Consider the following 17,774-nt stretch of genomic DNA (forward strand, 5'->3'; position numbering starts at 1 on the left):
ACTTCCGAGGAGATCCATGCCCGTCCCGCCCTCCAGTCCTTCCGCTGCCCCCGCCACGCGCCAGCGCAGCGCCGCCCCCGCGAACCGATGGCTCGTGCTGGCGATCGTCGCGCTCGCGCAGCTGACCGTGGTGCTCGACGGCACCATCGTGAACATCGCGCTCCCGCAGGCCCAGGCCGAGCTCGGCATGTCCGACACCGACCGCAGCTGGGTGGTGACCCTCTACGCGCTCACGTTCGGCGCGCTGCTCCTCCTCGGCGGGCGCATCGCCGACTTCTGGGGCCGGAAGCGCTCGTTCCTGGTCGGCATGGGCGGTTTCGCCCTGGCCTCCGCGGTCGGCGGGATCGCGACCACGGGGGAGATGCTCCTGCTCGCCCGCGGGCTCCAGGGTGTCTTCGCCGCCCTGCTCGCGCCGGCGGCGCTGGCCATCCTCTCGGTCACCTTCCCCGGCGGCAAGGACCGCGTACGGGCCTTCGCCGTGTACGGGACCATCGCCGGTGGCGGCGCGGCCGTGGGGCTGGTACTCGGTGGGGTGCTGACCGAGTACGTCAGCTGGCACTGGTGCCTGCTCGTCAACGTGCCGATCGCCGTCGTCGCCATCGCCGCGGGCATCCCTCTGCTCCGTGAGAGCCGGGCGGAGGGCGACACCCGGTACGACGTCCCCGGGGCCGTGCTCGTGAGCCTGGGCCTCGCATCCGTCGTGTACGGCTTCACGCGGGCCGAGGCCGGCTGGATCCGCGCGGACACCCTCGGGTTCCTGGCGCTCGGTGTGGTGCTGCTCGCGCTCTTCGTCCTCGTCGAATCGCGCGCCGCCCACCCGCTGCTACCCCTGCGCATCATCACCAACCGCGCGCGGGCCGGTGCCTACCTCTCCTCGATCGCGGTGGGCGCTGCGCTCCTCGGCGCCCTGCTCTACCTGACGCTGTACTTCCAGATAGTCCTCGGGATGAGTCCGTTGATCTCCGGACTGGCATCGCTACCGATGACGGGCGCCATCATCGTGTCCGCCGGCGTGGTCTCACGGCTCCTACCGACCGTCGGCCCGCGCATCCTCATGACCGTGGGTCCCCTGATCGCCGCCGCGGGCCTGCTGCTGCTCAGCCGGATCACGGTCGAGGGCTCGTTCGCGCTGGAGGTGTTGCCCTCGCAGATCCTGCTCGGCATCGGGCTCGCGCTGATCTTCGTGCCGATGCAGAACGTTGCGCTGCACGGTATCGCGCCTCGCGACGCCGGTGTGGCCAGTGCGGCCGTCACCGCCACCCAGCAGATCGGCGGCTCGGTCGGCACGGCCGTGTTCACCGCCCTCTACACGGTGGGTGCAGCCACAGGCGCCTCCGACGCTCCGGCCGCGGGCCTCCAGTCACTCGTGGACGGGTACTCGGTGGTATTCCTCGCGGCGGCGGTCGCGGTGGCGCTCGCCTCGCCGATCTCGTGGTTCATGATCACCATCCGCAGGGACGAGTTCGCCACCTCGGGCGAACCCGCGCTCCTCGGCTGACGCTCAGGCGCTGGCGGAGTGCTCGTGTGCGCCGGTCTGCAGCCACGCCATCGCCATGTGGCGGGAGGTGAAGAACCGGGTGGGGCACGGTGGGGAGTTCACGCCGAGGAAGAAGTTCGCGATCATGCGGTCCACGGGCGAGGCCCCGAGAAGTGCTATCCGGGAGGCCGCGCAGGGAATCGCGAAGACCAGGCGAGCACCGCGGGTGACGGTCTTCGTGGTCTCCATGTCGACGAGCATCGGATGGTCGAAGCCCTCCGCGAGGCCGTTGACCGCGTCCATCGCGGACTCCGCGTCCTCTTCCGTGATGGTGCAGTCCCTGTCCCACTCGAGGTGGAGGATGCCGTTGGGCAGTAGGTCGAGGGTGGCCTTGCCGCCGTCGATACGCTGTGCGGGCATGGCCCACCTCCTGAGAACGCGCCGATGCTTCCGGGCCGGTGGCCCCGACACCTCGTGAGACCAAGGATCAGCGTGCACCCAGCATAGCGAAGTAGGCCGGGATGCTGGTGGTTCTTCTCCCGGCCATGGGGACCGCCTCGATGGTCGCCGGTCCGTCGTCCAGCACGGTCCATGAGCTGTCGGGGAAGGCGCGACGCCGTTCTGCCGCGCCGAAGTGCCCGGGCGCGGGGATTCCGCCGATCGCATGGCGCAGCGGGAGCGGGATGGCGCCCGGCTTCGCGCCCAGGCTCTGCAGGTAGGAGAGCGTGGTCCCCGGGAAGTTCGTCTCGCTCAACAGCACGCGGCCGCGGGTACCCACGAGGTGCTGCAGGTTGGCGGCCAACGCTGCGCGCTCGCGGGGCTTCAGGACGTGCAGGACGCCGCGGACGAACACGTTCACGTCGTCGAGCTCGCCGTGCAGCAGCCGCCCGGCTCCGGGCGCTGTGAGATCCACCGTCCGGAAGGACAGGCCCGGGACGTCGGGCCATTCCTGCCCGGCCCGCCGCACGGCGCTCGCGGAGACGTCCACGCCGATCGCACTGGGGAACTGCCCGGTGAGCCAGCGGGTCCAGCGGCCGTTCCCGCAGCCCACGTCCACCACGGGGAGCGAGGTGTCCATGAAGGCGGTGATCGGCGTGCTGTACTGGTCCGCCTCGACGCCGATCTCCGTGTCCCAGAGCACCTCACCCGTTGAGCCCGTGGCGCGCACGCGGCTCCAGTAGCCCTCCCACGCCTTCGTCGAATCGCGGGGCGTGCGGACCGCGAGGCGCGCGATCTCGGGAAGCATCTTCAGTTGCTCGACGAAGCGGGGGGAGCGGGGCATGGGGACAGGGTATCGACGGCGGCAGGAGCGGACGAAACCGAGGATTTCGTCAGGAAACACTCCGGTGCATCCCGGGAGAAGGTCAGCACACGGCGTTTCCCCCTAAGCTGGCCGAGCCATGGACACAGCGAGCACGAGGGATGTCGTACGGCGTGAGGATCCCGGCGTCGCTGCGAGGGGTCGTCGCGCGTTCCCGGCTGCCACGGTGATCATGGCCCTCATGGTGGGCCTGCTCGTGCTCTACGTCGTGGGCCTGGCCATCGGGGATCCCGACACGTTCGACCCGATCGTGGACGGCTGGCTCTGCGCCGCGACGGAGATCGCCGCCCTCGCCCTCTGCCTGGCCGGCTGCATCCGCACCCGCTTCCGGCGACCCGACGTGGTCCTGGCGACGGTGGCCGTGGCAGCGTACTGCGCGGGCGATGCCTACTACGTGCTGTCCCTCGACGGCGCAGGTGCCCTGGATTCCGCGTCACTCGCCGATGTCGCCTACCTGGCGTTCTATCCCCTGCTCCTGCTGGCGCTCGCCGTCGCCGTGGTCCGGAACCTCAAGGGCCTGCTGTGGCCGTTGTTCCTGGACAGCGTCGTGGGGGCGCTGGCCTCGGCGTCGCTGCTGTCCCTGCTGCTCGCGCCCGTCCTGACGATCGGCCCGGCGAGCGACGCCTCGTTCGAGGTGGCCGTCAGCGTCGCCTATCCGCTCCTCGATCTCCTGCTGATCACGGCCGTCGGCGGGGTCCTCGCCTCGCGCGGACTCGACATCGGGCCCCGCTGGTTGCTGCTCATCATCGGTATCCTGCTGTTCACCGCCGCCGACGTCATCTTCGCCCTGGACATCGAGGGTTACACGGTCGGATCGATCGTCGACGCCGGCTGGGTGGCAGGGCTCACGGCCATCGCAGCCTGGGTGGACGGCGCGGCGAAGGGTGCCGGGAGCCGCCACCGGGGTCACGCCATCCCGAATCTCTCGGCTCCCCTCGTCTCCACGGCGGCCGCCCTCGGAGTCCTCGTGGTCGCCTCGCAGACGCACATCCCCATGCTCGCGGTCGTCTTCGCAGCCCTCGCACTCGCCCTGGCGGTGGTGCCGCTCACCCTGGGCCACCGGATGCTCGTCACCCTCGCCCGCACGGACGAACTCACGGGCCTGCCGAACCGCCGCGCGCTGTTCATGGATGTGCCTCCGAGACTTCGCCACGACCGCCCTGGAGCGCTCTTCCTGCTCGACCTCGACCGCTTCAAGCACGTCAACGACGCCCTGGGGCACGACGTCGGTGACGCCCTGCTGGTGCAGGTGGGAGAACGCTTCGCCCGGCATGTGCGGAGCAACGACCTGCTGGCGCGGCTCGGCGGCGACGAGTTCGCCTTCTTCCTCGAGGGCGCCACCGAGCAGGAGGCGGTGCTGGTGGCGGGCCGCCTACGGGCCGAGCTCGCCACGCCCGTCGAGGTGGGGTCGGCGTTCCTGCAGATGAGCGCGAGCGTGGGGATCGCCCTGGCGCCGCGGGACGGCACGGACGTGGGCCTGCTCATGCGGAAGGCGGACATCGCCATGTTCCGCGCCAAGACGGAGCGCGGCGGCCACCACGTGTACACGGCGTCCGACGACGACGACGGCGTGCTCCGGCTCCGCACGGTGCAGGAACTCCGGACGGCCCTGACTTCCGACGAGTTCGAGCTGCACTACCAGCCGAAGGTCCGGCTGGCGGACCGCACCGTGGCCGGCGTCGAGGCCCTGGTGCGCTGGAACCACCCCACGCGCGGACAGTTGCCTCCCAGCGCTTTCCTGCCGTTGGCGGAGGAAGCGGGCCTCATGCCCGAACTCTCCGCGCTGGTGCTCTCGCGGGCCGTCCGGCGCGCGGCGATCTGGAGGAGCGAGGGGCTGGACCTCACGGTCGCCGTGAACATGTCCGCCTCGTGCATCCTGCCGTGTCTGCCCCGCGACGTCGCGCATCAGCTCGAGCTGAACGACGTGCCGTCGTCGTGCCTGCTGATCGAGATCACCGAGGACGTGCTGATGTCCACGCCGCAGGGCACCGCGGCGATCCTCGCGCAGCTGCGCGAGGCCGGCGTGCAGATCTCGATCGATGATTTCGGGACCGGGTACAGCTCCCTCGCCTATCTCCGCGACCTGCCCGTGGACGAGCTGAAACTCGACAGGTCCTTCGTGACGGCGATGAGCGAGGGGTCGAGAGCACGGGGGCTGGTCGGCTCGATCATCGAGCTCGGGCACAGCCTCGGCCTCAGGGTGGTCGCCGAGGGGATCGACGAGGAATCGGTGCTCGAGGAGCTGCGGCGCAAGGGCTGTGATTTCGGGCAGGGCTTCCACGTGTCCGTGCCTCTTCCCGCCGTGGACGTGGGGCCATGGATCGCGGCGACCGCCCCGAGCGCCCGCTCATGACTTTGCAAGCATTCCCGCGAGGTGCTCGGAAGCCCTCGATTCTTCTGGCACTGTGGTGCTCATGACCTCCGGCAACGATCCTGACGCGCGTACCGCCCTCATCATCGAGGACGACGCCGACGTCCGGCACCTGCTCGTGATGACCCTCGGCATGAACGGATTCACCACCCTCGAGGCCGGGACGGGACGGGAGGGGGTGGCCCTGGTCCGAGAGCATCAGCCGGACCTCGTGACGCTGGACCTCAACCTCCCGGACATCGACGGCGTGGAGGTGTGCCGGCAGATCCGGCCGCTGACCGACGCCTACGTGATCATGATCACCGCACGTCAGGACGAGATCGACCGCCTCATCGGGCTGGAGATCGGCGCGGACGACTTCGTGGTCAAGCCGTTCAGCCCCCGGGAGGTCGGTGCGCGGGTGAACGCCATGTTCCGCCGGCCGAGGAGCACCGTGCGCGGCGTGGCCCAGCCGTTGCTCGAGCCCGCGGCCGTGGCCGTCGAGGCTCCTCCCGCTCCTGCCGCCCCGACCGTCACCGCGGAACCCGAGGAGGGAATGCTGGTCCACGGTCCCATCAGGATCGACACGGAGGGGCGGATCGCGCAGCTCGACGGCGTCGAACTCCCGCTCACGCGGATCGAGTTCGATCTCCTGGCGACCCTGGTCTCCGGCCCGCGCCGTGTGTGGCAGCGGGAGACCCTGCTCTCGCGCATCTGGGGCGATGGCTGGGTGAACGACCAGCACCTCGTGGAGGTACACATCCGCAACCTGCGGAAGAAGCTCGGCGAGGACACGAAGGCCCCGCGCTTCATCCGCACGGTCCGCGGGGTGGGTTACCGGATGATGCCGCCGAGCGCCGACTGAAATTCGAGCCCGAGCGTCCGCAGCTGTGCGATCAGCGTGGAGTGCGCTGACCCGACCCCTGCGAGACCGAGTGCCGCTGACGAGGCCTCCTCGAGGCGCCGTGCGCCCACCATCGACGAGCTGACGTTGAGGCTGAGGAGCGCCACGACGGCGGCGTCCGTGTCGTCGGCCGCGAAGGCCGCCTCGATGGCGCCGATCCGCTGCGGGAGCAGATGCGCGAACGTCGCGGCGAAATACAGGGCGCCCTCCCGGTTGGAGAGCTCCTCACCGAGCGTGTCGAGGACGCTGCGGTCGAGCACGGGGAGCTGAGACACGGTGGTCCTGTCGGGTTGGGGTGAGGGTGCGTCGTGGCCGGCTGCTGATGTGTCCGATGCCCCGGCGAGAGCGGGAAGATCGAGAGTCGTCACGCCTGTTCCCTGTTCGGCTGGTCCGATGACCCGGGCGGGTGCCCGGCCGATGCTGCCCGCCGGTTCCGGCGGACGGACCGGAACCGGCGGGAAGATGATCAGGAGCGGTGTGCTCCTGATGACAACTCTGGGCGATGCCGATCAATGGGGCCGGTGCGGAAGGGCGAAAGAACGCCGAAGAAAGGGCGAAGCGGGCAGCCGGAGGCGTCAGACCTCCTCGGCGAGGGCCTTCCGGAGGCGCAGGATGCCATCGCGGATGCGCGACTTCGCCGTCGGGATCGGGATGTCCAGACGCTCGGCGACCTGCACGTAGGTGAGGCCCGCGAAGTAGGCGAGCTGGATGGCCTCGTGCTGAACGGCCGAGAGCGTGCGGAGACCGGCCCGTACGGCGTCGGCCTCGCTGTCCCGGACGACCACGTCGGCGACGTCGTCGCATTCCGGTTCATGGTTCTTCGTTGACCAGCGCAGGTTGCGGGAGCGGTGGGACTCCTCGGCGCGGACCCTGTCCACGGCCCTGCGGTGCGCGAGTGTGAGGATCCAGGACATCCCCGAGCCGAGCGTCGGGTCGAATCGGGCGGCGCCACCCTGCCAGAGTGCGAGGAACACGTCCTGGGTGGTGTCGGCGCTCAGTTCGGCGTCGAGCAGTGTCCGGCGCACCAGGCCGTACACGCGGCGTGACGTGAGCGCGTAGAGCTCGTCGAAGGCCTTCACGTCGCCGAGCGCCACGCGCGCGAGGAGCGAGCGGATGATGCCGGCACGCAGGGACGACGCATCCGCGAGGGGTTCCGCCGCGGCGGGGAACGGGGCAGTGCGCATGAGACCTTCCGGCCACGGTCCCGTCGGTCAGTGCCGGTAGCCCGTGAGGTCGGACGCCCAGGTGATCGTGGAGGTGGCTGCTGCAAGACAACCACGTGTCGGGGCGCGGCGGCAGAGCTTCCTAGGGGAGCTGCGCGAATCTTGCGCCTGGCGGGCGGACGGCCGCTGCCGTCCGCCCGCGGAGGGCTGGGCCGTCGCCCGTACTGGTCGGTCAGGCGAGCATCTCCCGGACCATCGGGATGACCTTCGTCCCGTACAGCTCGATGCTGTGCATGAGCTTCTCGTGGGGGAGAGGGCCGGCGCTGTACTTCATGTCGAAGCGGTCGATCCCGAGGGTCTGCGCGGTCGCGGCGATCTTCCGCGCCACCGTCTCGGGGGAGCCGACGTACAGCGAGCCGGAATCGGACTCCTGGTCGAACTCGGCGCGGGTGGTCGGTCCCCAGCCACGCTCACGGCCGATGCGATCGCGCATGATCCGGTTGTCCGGCCACAGCTCCTCGCGGGCCTGCTCGTCCGAGTCGGCGATGTACCCGGGGGAGTGCACGCCGATGGGCAGGGTGGGCTGACCGAGCTGCGTCAGCGCCCGGTGGTACAGGTCCACGTAGGGCGCGAAGCGCGCCGGGTCCCCGCCGATGATCGCGAGCATGAGCGGCATGCCGTAGCGCGCGGCCCGCACCACGGACTCGGGGCTCCCACCGACGCCGATCCAGGTCTTGAGCCGGCCACTCTCCGTCTTCGGATACACCTCGTGCTCCTTCAGCCCGGGCCGGGTGCTGCCGGACCAGGTGACGGGCCCCTCCTTGATGAGCTCCGAGAAGAGGTCCAGCTTCTCCTCGAACAGGCGCTCGTAGTCGGAGAGCTCGTACCCGAAGAGGGGGAAGGATTCCGTGAAGGACCCCCGGCCGAGGATGACCTCGGCGCGACCGTTCGAGGCGGCGTCGAGGGTTGCGAAGCGCTGGTAGACCCGGACGGGATCGTCGGAACTGAGGACCGTGACGGCCGAACCGAGGCGGATGCGCTTCGTCTGCCCCGCGATGGCCGCGAGGACGGTCTCGGGTGCGGACACGGCGAAGTCGTCGCGGTGGTGCTCGCCGAGCCCGATGAAGTCGATGCCCACCTCGTCCGCGAGGACGGCCTCCGCGATGACGTTCCGGATGACCTGCGGGTAGGGGACCGGGGTGCCGTCCGGCCCGCGGGTGACATCACCGAAGGTATCGAGTCCGAGTTCCAGTGTCCGTGCCATGGTGCAACTCCCGTGTCTGCTGATCGGCCCACCGTGGGCCTGATCAGGGAACGGTCGGGACGCCGCGCCTATTCCATGCATATGCATGCAGAAGGAACTGCCTCCGTGATTTCCTGACGGGGTGGGAGGGAGTTCGAGCGTCTGCGGCTCCGTTCACTCGAGCGGACCGGCTCCTCGACACCGGCGACGAGGAGCGTTTCGACCGCCTGACCCGCGAGGCGCGCGCCCGTTCCTCGGTGGCGACGGCGATCATCTCCCTGATCGCGGTCGACCGTCAGTTCCTCAAGTCCGTCACCGGTAGCTTCCAGCGTGAACTGCCCCGTGATCTCGCCTTCTGCAATCTCACGATCGAGCGGGAGGCGCCGCTCGTGGTCCCGGACACCCTCCTGAACCCACGGTTCGTGTGGAGTCCGCTGGTCTGAGGCGGCGTGTGCACTGAGCCTGTACTCGGGATCACCCGCGGCGTTCACCGATGAGGCGATCCGGGAAGCCGAGGAATTCGCGAGGAGGACGTCGGCCACCCTGCGGCTGGCTGTGCGTATCGCCCGGCTCACGGACGCCGACGAGAATCTGACCGCAGCGCTGCGCTCGCGTACCTCGATCGACCTCGCTGCGGGCATCGTGATGGCGTAGAACCGGTCCAGCCAGGAGGAGGCGATGCTCATCCTCAAGACGGCGTCCAGCGTCCGCAACACGACACTGCACACGGTCGCCGCCGCCGTCATCAGGTCCGTCAGTGAAGCGGGCACCATGACGCATTTCGACCGCTGACGCGCCGAGCGACTACGTCACCGGGCCCAGCGGTCGCGTCACGCGGCGTGCGTCGTCGGCGCCGTGCCCCCGCCCACGGTGTCGAGCAGGGCCGCGGCGAGGTCCCGGAGGTCGATCCTCCGCGTCACCGACGTGCGGCTCAGGAACTCCAGGGCCTGGTCCTGGGTGCAGCCGTTCCGGGCCATGATGACGCCGCGTGCGAGGTCGATCGTCGTCAGGCACGCCACGATCCGCGCGCGATTGTTGGCCGCGTCGCTCAGCGTCGCCATCTTCACGGCCAGGCGCAGGGACCGCGAGGCCTCGCGTGCGAACCCCTCGGCGACGGCGATGGCCCGCGCGTCGAACGCGTCCGGGGAGGAGGAGTAGAAGTCGAGCGCGGCGCTCGCCCCGTTGTCGAGGCGAATCGGGACCCCGAGGGCCGATCGGATCCCGTGGACGGCGATCGCGTCACGGTACTGCAGGAAGCGCGTCTCGGTGGCGAAATCGGCGACCATCACGACGTGCCCGCTCCGCGCGGCCAGGAGACATGGGCCGTCGTCGAACGTGTGCTGCACCTCGTCCATGGCCTGTGCCTGCAGGCTACTGCTGGCCACCGTGCTGTTCATCCCCGGGTGGAGGAGGCTGATGCTGCAGAACACCTCGCCGAAGGCGACCGCGAAGGATTCCGCGGCCACGCCGGCCAGGCTCGCCAGGAAGGCGTGCACGTCGGGACTCTCCAGGACCATCTCCTGGAGCCGGGCGGTGGTCTCGGGACGGTGCGCGTCGGAACGGGATTCTTCGGTAGTCGGCATCGGACACTTTCCTCAGGACGGGTGTCGGGTTCTCACCGAAGAAGCGGGGTGGTCATGTGGTCCCTCAGCCGTACGCTTCGTGACCGTCCGAGGGGTGCAGCACCGGGAACTCCGCGCTCCGGTGATGTCGGCCGGCTCGCACATGCCGCGAGGGGCATGCGGCCGGGTAGCCCCAGTGTGCGCCCTCGTGCGCCACTTCGCACCCACCCTGCGAGAAGGGGTCCCTCCCGTCCCGTCCGCGGGCCCCGGTTTCCAGTCGACCGGGGAAAGCGCTCATCGCAGGATCTCCTTCGTCAGCCGGGTGGGACCGTGCACCCCACAGTTCACTGAGTGTTCGCCGGAGCAACCACTCTCGTCAAAGTGCCGCGCCTACGGTCGGACCATGACCACCCTCTCCCGCAGAACAGTCCTCGGTGCAGGCCTCGGCGCCGGCGCCGTCATCGCGCTCCCGGGGACCGCCCACGCGCGGCCCGGCAACGACTCCGGTGTCCGCTCCGACCCCTTCACCCTCGGCGTCGCCTCGGGTGAACCCTCGCCCGACGGCTTCGTGCTGTGGACGCGCCTCGCCCTCGACCCGCTCGCCGAGGACGGACTGGGCGGCATGCCCTCGCGTCGCGTCGCCGTCGCCTGGGAGGTCGCGGAGGACGAGGGGATGCGGAAGGTGGTGGCACGCGGCGTCGAGCACGCGACCATCGAGGACGCACACTCGGTGCACGTGGAACTCGCCGGACTCCGCCCCGGCCGCGAGTACTTCTACCGGTTCCGCACGGGCCGGCACGAGAGCGTCATCGGCCGCACGCTCACGAGCCCCGCGCCGGGCGAGACCCCCGCCGCGCTCGCGATGGCCTTCGCCAGCTGCGCGCAGTACGAGCACGGCTACTTCACCGGCTACCGCCGCCTCGCGGAGGACCAGCCGGACCTCGTGCTGCACCTCGGCGACTACCTCTACGAGTACCGTGCCGACAGCTACGTGATCCCGGCGGGCAACCCGCGCGACCACGCCGGCCCCGAGACGGTGAGCCTCGCGGGCTACCGGCAGCGCCACGCCCAGTACAAGTCCGACGCCGACCTGCAGGCCGCGCACGCGGTAGCCCCCTGGCTGGTGGTGTGGGACGACCACGAGGTGGACAACAACTGGGCGGACGACATCCCGGAGAACACGAACGTGGCCGAGCAGAACGACACGCTCGAGCGCTTCCGCCTCCGCCGGGCCGCCGCGTTCAAGGCCTACTACGAGAACATGCCGCTCCGGGCGTCCTCCGTGCCGGCCGGACCGGACATGAAGATCTACCGCACGGTGCAGTGGGGTCAGCTGGCCAACTTCCACATGACCGACACGCGTCAGTACCGCGACGACCAGCTCGCGGGCGACGGCTTCCGGAAGAACATCGTGGAGCGCTTCGCGGAGAACCGCAGCATCACGGGCGCCCAGCAGGAGCAGTGGCTGCTGAACGGCTTCCAGCAGTCCACGCAGCGCTGGGACGTGCTCGGTCAGCAGGTGTTCTTCACCGAGCGGGACCGCGACCGCTCACCCGCGGTCGACGACGTCTCCATGGACGGCTGGGACGGCTACGCCGCCTCCCGGCGCCGCATCACCGAGGGCTGGGTGGACGCGGGCGTCCGCAACGCCGTCGTGCTGACGGGCGACGTGCACCGGAACTGGGCGGCCGACGTCAAGGTGGACTACAAGGACCCCGACTCCGCGACGGTGGGGACCGAGCTGGTCTGCACGTCCGTCACCTCCACCGGTGACGGCACGGGCGCCACGAGCGATCCCGTGCAGGCGTGGAACCCGCACCTGAAGTTCTACAACGACCAGCGCGGCTACGTGAACACGCGCATCACGAAGGACGCCCTGACGGCGGACTTCCGCGTGCTCGACTACGTCACCACGCCGGGCTCGCCCGTCAGCACCAAGGCGTCCTTCCGGATCGACGACGGCGTCCCCGGACTCCGCGCCTGATCCAGCGCCTGATCCAGCGCCTGGTCCGACGCATGACCGCGGGCCCCATCGCTGGTCCGGCGATCCGACCGGGGGGCGGCGCACTCCGCCCTCCGGTCCGTCCGGTTGGTCAGCGGAACCTCAGCGCTGGAACGTACCGGCGAAGGTTTCGCCGTCGATCGGCACCGAGGTGTGCTCGTGCGCGATCGCCCAGGCATCGCCGTCCCGCCGCAGTACCCAGGAGAGCCGGTTGGTCATCGAGTTCGCCGCGTCGTCGGCCGAGCCGCCCTCCTCGCGGTAGGTGATCAGCGCGCTGACCGTCACCACGCCGTCCGCCCCCGCGATTCCTAGGGTGCGGACGTCGTCGAACTCCACCCTCACCCGCTCGTCACCCATCGAGGCGAACCAGGCGGCGATCGCCGTGCGCCACGCGTCCCGGCCCTCGTAGGACCAGTGGTCGAAGACGTCGAAGATCCGCGTGTCATCGGCGTAGAGGGTCAGCAGGGCCTCGAGGTCCCGCTCCCACACGGCCGCGGTGTACGCGGCGAGGACGGCATCCGTGCCGGGGTGATCGGTCATGGTGTTCCCTTCGATCATCGGTCCGCGGCGCGGCCCGTACCCACCAGACGGGGTTCGACGCCGGAACTCATCGCAGGTGCCCGATCCTTGCGGAAACCGCCGCGCGGTGCAATGGCCGTCGCCACGCCGGCGAGCAGGATCACGGCCCCGAGGATCTCCAGCCCGGTCGGGACCTCGGCGAGCACGAGCCACGCCGTCGCCATGCCCACCACGGGCACGAGGAGCGTGAAGGGGACCACGGAGGCGGGCGGGTAGACCGCCAGGAGGTGGTTCCAGATGCCGTACCCCACAAGCGAGGCGAGGACGGCGGTGTAGACGGCGCTCGCGATCGTCACCCCTTCGAGGTGGGTGAGCGCGAAGGCCACGGCCGGAGGCCCGTCCACTACGAGTGAGAGCCCGAGCAGCGGCACCGGCACCACCGCTCCGGACCAGACGACCACGCCCAGCCCCGAGGTGGAGCGCGCCTTCCGCGCGATGACATTGCCCGCGGCCCAGGAGAGCGCGGCGGCGAGCACGACGACGAGCGGCAGCACCGGCGCCACGGCGCTCCGCCCCACCGCGACCACGAGCAGCCCGACACCGCCGAGCACGAGACCGGCGAGCTGCAGCCGCCGGGGGCGGTCGCCGAGGAAGATCGCCGCGAGGAGAACCGTCAGGAGGACCTGCGCCTGTAGGACGAGCGAGGCCAGGCCTGCAGGCATGCCGAGCGCGATGGCCAGGTAGAGGAGTCCGAACTGCCCGGCGCTCATGAACGTGCCGATCCCGAGGATCGCCGCCCAGCTGATGTCCGGCTTCCGGATGAAGAAGATGCACGGGAACACGACCAGGGCGAAGCGGAGGGCGACGAACAGGAGGGGTGGGACGTCCTCCCCGCCGGCGGGGTGCAGGCCGAGATCGATGGCCACGAAGTTCAGGCCCCAGAGGACGGCCACGAGCAGGGCGAGAAGGGTGTGGCGTCGGGTCATGATGCCATTCAAGCCCGGATGACAATGAAGCACCAGCGCACAGAAATACCGTGATCCATGTACTGTTCCTTCATGATCGATCCTTCAGCCCTGCAGGCGCTCGCCGCCGTCCATCAGCACGGTTCCGTGGTGGGGGCCGCCGCGGCGCTCGGCTTCACACCCTCGGCCATCTCGCAGCAGGTCAAGAAGCTCGAACGGCAGACCGGCGTGGTGCTGCTCGAGCGGCACGGGCGCGGAGTGCTGATCACGGAGCGGGGTCTCGCGCTCGCAGACTACGGCCGCCGTATGCTGGCCGACCTCGAAGAGCTGCAGTCCACCCTGCTGGCCGGCCCGGGTGCGCCTCGCGGCCGCCTACAGCTCGTCGCCTTCTCCACCGCGTGCAGGGGGCTGGTGGGGCCGGTGCTCGGGCGGATCGCGGACGAGGGCACCGACCTCGACGTCCGGGTCACCTCGGACGATCCCCGTGAGGCAGTGGCGCGGGTCGCCGAGGGGAAGGCGGACCTGGGAATCGTCCACAACTGGAACTCCGTGCCCCTGGCCGTCCCCGAGAACCTGGTGCTGGAGTGGCTCTGCGAGGACGTCGCCGACCTCCTCGTCCGCGAGGACCACCCACTGGCGGGGCGCACCGAGGTGGAGCCCGCCGATTTCGTCGACGAGACGTGGGTCAGCACCCCCCAGGGCGCCATCTGCAACGAGGCCCTCCTGAAACTGCACGCCGACCTGGGGCGTCTCCCGGACATCAGGATGTACGACGACGACTTCGCCACGCACATCGCCCTCGTGGAGCAGGGCGTCGCCGTGGCCCTCGTGCCGCGGCTCGGACGGCCCGCGCTGCCGGCCGCCGTCGTCGCGGTGCCCGTGGTGCGGCCCACGCCGGCACGGCAGGTGGGCGTGGTGCACCGCCGCACCATGGCGGAGAGCCCGGGGATCCGCCACCTCGTGGCGCTGCTGCGCGACGCCGCGCGGGAGAGCGTGGCGCCACCCGCGTCGTAGGGAGCTCCCGCACCCGGGGTCCTTACATGATCCGGACCGTCGCGCATCCGGTCCCGGCCCTTGCCGGGTGCTGGTGGGCCCCGCCGTCGGGCGGTTAGCGTGTCGATCACCAGCCAGGGAAGAGGAGCGGAACCATGACCCACATCACCTCTATGCTCGACGCGTACCCGAAGGTTCTCGGCGGCGTGGACCGCGACAAGCTGGCCGAGTGCATCGCGGCTTGTTTCGAATGCGCCCAGACCTGCACGGCGTGCGCGGATGCGTGCCTGAGCGAGGACATGGTCGCCGAGCTCACCACCTGCATCAGGACGGACACCGACTGCGCCGACATCTGCCTCACCGCGGGCCGGGTCCTCTCGCGGCACACCGGCTACGACGCGAACATCACCCGCGCCCTCCTGCTCGCCTGCGAGGTGGCCTGCAGGACGTGCGCGGACGAGTGCGAGCAGCACGCCGGCATGCACGAGCATTGCAGGATCTGCGCGGAGGCCTGCCGCCGCTGCGAGAGCGCGTGCCGGGAGTTGGCCGCCACCCTCGGCTGATGGATGCGGTCAGGCAGTCCGCTTCGACGCGGCTGCCCTGTCGGCGGGGGTACGCCGGGTGATCCGCTGGGCCAGGGGCGTCATGAGGGGCGTCAGGACCGTGGCCACGGCGATGGCGATCAGTACGTTGGGGATGAACGAGCTCCAGAACGTCTCCGTGAGGCCCACGTTGTAGACGGTGAGCACGAAGGAGAGCGGCGTCGAGATCAGGGCGGAGCCCACGAAGGACTCGAGGAGTGTTCCGAGTAAAGCACGCATGCGCTCATCCTCGCAGGGAGCATCAGCCCTGGGAGTGCCCGTGGAAGTGCGATGCGACTCGCAGATGCAAGCGGGGTCAGCGCAGGTTCTGACGCGCCTCGGCCGCCCTGTCCGCGCGGTCGATGCTCGCGCGGTCCTCGAGATCCACTCCGGCGCGGGCTGCCGCGGCACGCGCCGCAGGACTCTTGAGGTCCGGGAGCACGAAGGTCTCCGGCACGATCCGGGAGTCCTGGACGGCAAACCTGCGCTGCTGTTCGGCGAGCGCCGGCGCGGACGCCTCCGCGGCCGCCGTCGTGGAATCGGTGACGGCGAGACGGCTTCCCGTCAGTGCTGCCCCCATGAGCGGTACGTAGCCGGAGGCGTGGCCGGTGCGGTTCGGGTGGTAGGACTCCGCGATGGGGTTCGAGAGGCCGTTGAGCCACTCGACGTCGTCGCACACCGCGTGCCCGGTGAAGGCGGACGTCGGGTTCCGGAACGCGAAGCCGGCGCTCGCCGCCGCGGCCGCCGTCGTCCGGTTCAGCAGGTCCGCCGTCTCGTTGAGCCGTGCCTCCTCCGCGGGGGAGAACCAGGTGGCGGCGTTGCAGTCCTCGCCGTTGAAGACGCGCGGGTAGCCGCCGATCGTCACGGACGCCCGCGGCGCACGCGAGCGCACCTGCCCGTACAGCGAGGCGAGGCTGCCGGGGAGCTGTTGCGCGATGATGGCCTGCGAGCGGTCGATCGCCGCGTTGCAGTCGCTCATCCACGCCGGTTTGGCGCACTCGGTGAGCACCGAGACGAAGGCGGCGTCGTTGCCGCCCACGCTCAGGGAGACGTAGGCGGTGGACGGCGTCAGGGCGCCCAGCTGGGTGGCGACGACGTCGGGTACCGTGGCGCCCGAGCACGCGCGGAAGTTCAGCGCGTATCCCTTCGCGCTCGCGATCAGCGAGGGGTACGCGTACACCGAGCGCTGGCAGGCCGAGCCGTCGGCGAGGTAGGAGCGGGTGCCCGTCCCGGAGGAGTAGGAGTCACCGAGCGCCACGTACGGCTCACCCGCAGCGCTCGCAGGGGTGGCGGGGGCGACGGCGGCCAGGAGCGCGGCGAGCAGCGCTGCGGTGGCGGCGAGGGCGGACAGGCGGGGAAGCGGCATCGGTTCCTCCGGGAACGGTGGGTGTGACTGCGCTCACGCTAGCGCCCACTGGTGACGGGTGGCGCCAGAAGGCGTCGGCACGGCGGATCTTTCCCTCCCGCCCTTCCCGAGGGCGGGAGGAGGCATTACGATCTGCCCGGTCGCCGTCCCGCTACCGTTCGAGGACCACGCTCTCCTCGTTCGGGAACAGCACCCTGTAGCTCAGGCCCGCGATGGCGGCACCGATCAGGGGGGCCACGATGAACAGCCACACCTGACCGAGAGCCTCGGGACCGGCGAACCAGGCGACGCCGAGTGAACGCGCCGGGTTCACGGACGTGTTCGTGACCGGGATGGCGACGAGGTGGATCACCGTGAGGCCGAGGCCGATCGCGAGCGGCGCGAATCCCTTCGGGGCCCTGGAGTCGGTGCTCCCGAGGATCACGTACAGGAAGACGACAGTGAGGACGACCTCGATGACGAGTGCCGCCACGAGGCCGTAGCCGCCGGGCGAGAGCTCGCCGTACCCGTTGGAGGCGAAGCCGGACTCCACGGCGTCGAAGCCCGGCCTGCCGGACGCGATGGTCAGGAGGGCCGCGCCGGCAACGGTCGCGGCGGCGATCTGCGTGAGGACGTAGGGCGCCACGGCCTTCCACTCGAGGCGCCCGGCGAGCGCGGCGCCGAGGGTGACCGCCGGGTTGAAGTGCCCGCCCGAGATGTGGCCGACGGCGTAGGCGGCCACCATGACCGACAGACCGAAGGCGAGTGCCACACCGAGGAAGCCGATCCCCACGTCGGTTGCGCCGTCGAGGAACTGCGCCGCGAGCACGGCGCTCCCGCATCCGACGAACACGAGGACGAACGTGCCGAGGGCTTCGGCGGACAGGCGGGCTGGGAGGCGGGGGTGCATGGCTATTTCCGATCGTGGAGCGATGAGGGACACCCGTAGGTCGAGCCCGGACGAGGAATCCGCACGGCGCACGGACGTGATCCGCGCCACGTCGGGTTCCCGACGTCATTGCCCGGCGCAGGGGGCGGGCGGTAGGCTGTGGGGCGGTCACGGGCTCACACCCCGGCGCCCACTCCAACTGAATACGCCCGTGATCTGCAGCGGGAGAGTTCCGCCGTCCCTTTCGGACCGGCGGGCGCCGTAGGAGCAAATCCTCCCCAGGAATCTCTCAGGCCGAAGGACCGCTGCGGGTAGGCAACTCTGGAAAGCAGCCCCGGAAGCCACCGGCGCTCACCGACGGTGCAAGCGGACTCCAGGTCCGCGGAAACTCTCAGGTCCCTTACAGAGCGGGGAGGAACCCGACAGTCTCGCGCGCCGCGCACCCTACTGACGTACGGAG

18 protein-coding genes and 2 riboswitches are annotated in these 17,774 nt (G+C 70.3%); of the genes, 6 read left to right on the forward strand and 12 right to left on the reverse strand.

From position 1 onward, the window contains the following. Positions 1-16: 16 nt before the first annotated feature. The gene (locus tag AC4D12_RS10950; RefSeq protein ID WP_490949948.1) at positions 17-1,498 is read left to right on the forward strand and encodes an MFS transporter; all 1,482 of its coding nucleotides are present in this window, start codon (positions 17-19) and stop codon (positions 1,496-1,498) included. Positions 1,499-1,501: 3 nt separating this feature from the next. Here AC4D12_RS10950 and AC4D12_RS10955 read toward each other — a convergent pair whose 3' ends face one another. Continuing rightward, positions 1,502-1,897, reverse strand: a complete 396-nt coding sequence (locus AC4D12_RS10955; protein WP_490949949.1) for a DUF7793 family protein — start codon at positions 1,895-1,897, stop codon at positions 1,502-1,504. 67 nt (positions 1,898-1,964) lie between these two features. Continuing rightward, positions 1,965-2,759: a class I SAM-dependent methyltransferase gene (locus AC4D12_RS10960; RefSeq protein ID WP_490949950.1), complete on the reverse strand. Its 795-nt coding sequence runs from the start codon at positions 2,757-2,759 to the stop codon at positions 1,965-1,967. A 118-nt stretch (positions 2,760-2,877) separates the two neighbouring features. On the opposite strand from AC4D12_RS10960, the gene AC4D12_RS10965 reads away from it, so the two are divergent. Both AC4D12_RS10965 and AC4D12_RS10970 read left to right on the forward strand, forming a co-directional pair. Beyond that, the gene (locus AC4D12_RS10965) at positions 2,878-5,151 is read left to right on the forward strand and encodes a putative bifunctional diguanylate cyclase/phosphodiesterase (RefSeq protein WP_490949951.1); all 2,274 of its coding nucleotides are present in this window, start codon (positions 2,878-2,880) and stop codon (positions 5,149-5,151) included. 61 nt (positions 5,152-5,212) lie between these two features. After that, complete coding sequence (locus AC4D12_RS10970) at positions 5,213-6,013, forward strand: response regulator transcription factor (protein WP_490949952.1); 801 nt, start codon at positions 5,213-5,215, stop codon at positions 6,011-6,013. Here the strand turns inward: AC4D12_RS10970 and AC4D12_RS10975 are convergent. From AC4D12_RS10975 to AC4D12_RS10995, 5 genes are all read right to left on the reverse strand, one after another. Continuing rightward, a complete protein-coding gene (locus AC4D12_RS10975) occupies positions 5,983-6,420 on the reverse strand; it encodes a hypothetical protein (RefSeq protein ID WP_490949953.1) in 438 nt (145 codons plus the stop codon). The genes AC4D12_RS10970 and AC4D12_RS10975 overlap by 31 nt on opposite strands. 207 nt (positions 6,421-6,627) lie before the next feature. Further along, positions 6,628-7,236: a sigma-70 family RNA polymerase sigma factor gene (locus AC4D12_RS10980; RefSeq protein WP_490949954.1), complete on the reverse strand. Its 609-nt coding sequence runs from the start codon at positions 7,234-7,236 to the stop codon at positions 6,628-6,630. Positions 7,237-7,447: 211 nt separating this feature from the next. Further along, positions 7,448-8,479 (reverse strand): LLM class flavin-dependent oxidoreductase, encoded by a 1,032-nt coding sequence (locus AC4D12_RS10985; protein WP_490949955.1) that lies wholly within the window; start codon positions 8,477-8,479, stop codon positions 7,448-7,450. A 68-nt stretch (positions 8,480-8,547) separates the two neighbouring features. Further along, on the reverse strand, positions 8,548-9,231 hold the full coding sequence (locus AC4D12_RS10990) for a hypothetical protein (RefSeq protein ID WP_490949956.1): 684 nt from the start codon (positions 9,229-9,231) through the stop codon (positions 8,548-8,550). 57 nt (positions 9,232-9,288) lie between these two features. Further along, on the reverse strand, positions 9,289-10,041 hold the full coding sequence (locus AC4D12_RS10995) for a GAF domain-containing protein (RefSeq protein ID WP_490949957.1): 753 nt from the start codon (positions 10,039-10,041) through the stop codon (positions 9,289-9,291). A 382-nt stretch (positions 10,042-10,423) separates the two neighbouring features. On the opposite strand from AC4D12_RS10995, the gene AC4D12_RS11000 reads away from it, so the two are divergent. Then, positions 10,424-12,004, forward strand: coding sequence for an alkaline phosphatase D family protein (locus AC4D12_RS11000; protein WP_490949958.1), 1,581 nt, complete (start codon positions 10,424-10,426; stop codon positions 12,002-12,004). Between the two features lie 120 nt (positions 12,005-12,124). Here the strand turns inward: AC4D12_RS11000 and AC4D12_RS11005 are convergent, their stop codons facing one another. Together AC4D12_RS11005 and AC4D12_RS11010 are read right to left on the reverse strand one after the other, a co-directional pair. Continuing rightward, complete coding sequence (locus AC4D12_RS11005) at positions 12,125-12,562, reverse strand: SgcJ/EcaC family oxidoreductase (protein WP_490949959.1); 438 nt, start codon at positions 12,560-12,562, stop codon at positions 12,125-12,127. A 14-nt stretch (positions 12,563-12,576) separates the two neighbouring features. Then, the gene (locus AC4D12_RS11010) at positions 12,577-13,527 is read right to left on the reverse strand and encodes an EamA family transporter (RefSeq protein WP_490949960.1); all 951 of its coding nucleotides are present in this window, start codon (positions 13,525-13,527) and stop codon (positions 12,577-12,579) included. Positions 13,528-13,599: 72 nt separating this feature from the next. Between AC4D12_RS11010 and AC4D12_RS11015 the strand changes: the two genes are divergently transcribed. Together AC4D12_RS11015 and AC4D12_RS11020 are read left to right on the forward strand one after the other, a co-directional pair. Next, positions 13,600-14,520 (forward strand): LysR family transcriptional regulator, encoded by a 921-nt coding sequence (locus AC4D12_RS11015; RefSeq protein ID WP_490949961.1) that lies wholly within the window; start codon positions 13,600-13,602, stop codon positions 14,518-14,520. A 134-nt stretch (positions 14,521-14,654) separates the two neighbouring features. Next, the gene (locus AC4D12_RS11020; RefSeq protein WP_490949962.1) at positions 14,655-15,062 is read left to right on the forward strand and encodes a four-helix bundle copper-binding protein; all 408 of its coding nucleotides are present in this window, start codon (positions 14,655-14,657) and stop codon (positions 15,060-15,062) included. A 9-nt stretch (positions 15,063-15,071) separates the two neighbouring features. Here AC4D12_RS11020 and AC4D12_RS11025 read toward each other — a convergent pair whose 3' ends face one another. The 3 genes from AC4D12_RS11025 to aqpZ all read right to left on the reverse strand — a co-directional run bounded on the left by AC4D12_RS11025 (position 15,072) and on the right by aqpZ (position 17,335). Further along, the gene (locus tag AC4D12_RS11025; protein ID WP_490949963.1) at positions 15,072-15,320 is read right to left on the reverse strand and encodes a DUF2798 domain-containing protein; all 249 of its coding nucleotides are present in this window, start codon (positions 15,318-15,320) and stop codon (positions 15,072-15,074) included. 76 nt (positions 15,321-15,396) lie between these two features. Next, entirely contained in the window at positions 15,397-16,446 is a 1,050-nt protein-coding gene (locus AC4D12_RS11030) for an SGNH/GDSL hydrolase family protein (RefSeq protein ID WP_490949964.1), read from the reverse strand. 151 nt (positions 16,447-16,597) lie between these two features. Next, positions 16,598-17,335, reverse strand: a complete 738-nt coding sequence (gene aqpZ, locus AC4D12_RS11035; RefSeq protein WP_490949965.1) for an aquaporin Z — start codon at positions 17,333-17,335, stop codon at positions 16,598-16,600. Between the two features lie 191 nt (positions 17,336-17,526). After that, positions 17,527-17,629: riboswitch (glycine riboswitch) on the forward strand. After that, a riboswitch (glycine riboswitch) is annotated at positions 17,630-17,730 on the forward strand. The last annotated feature ends 44 nt before the right edge of the window (positions 17,731-17,774 follow it).

The organism is Arthrobacter sp. TJ-266 (assembly GCF_058269115.1).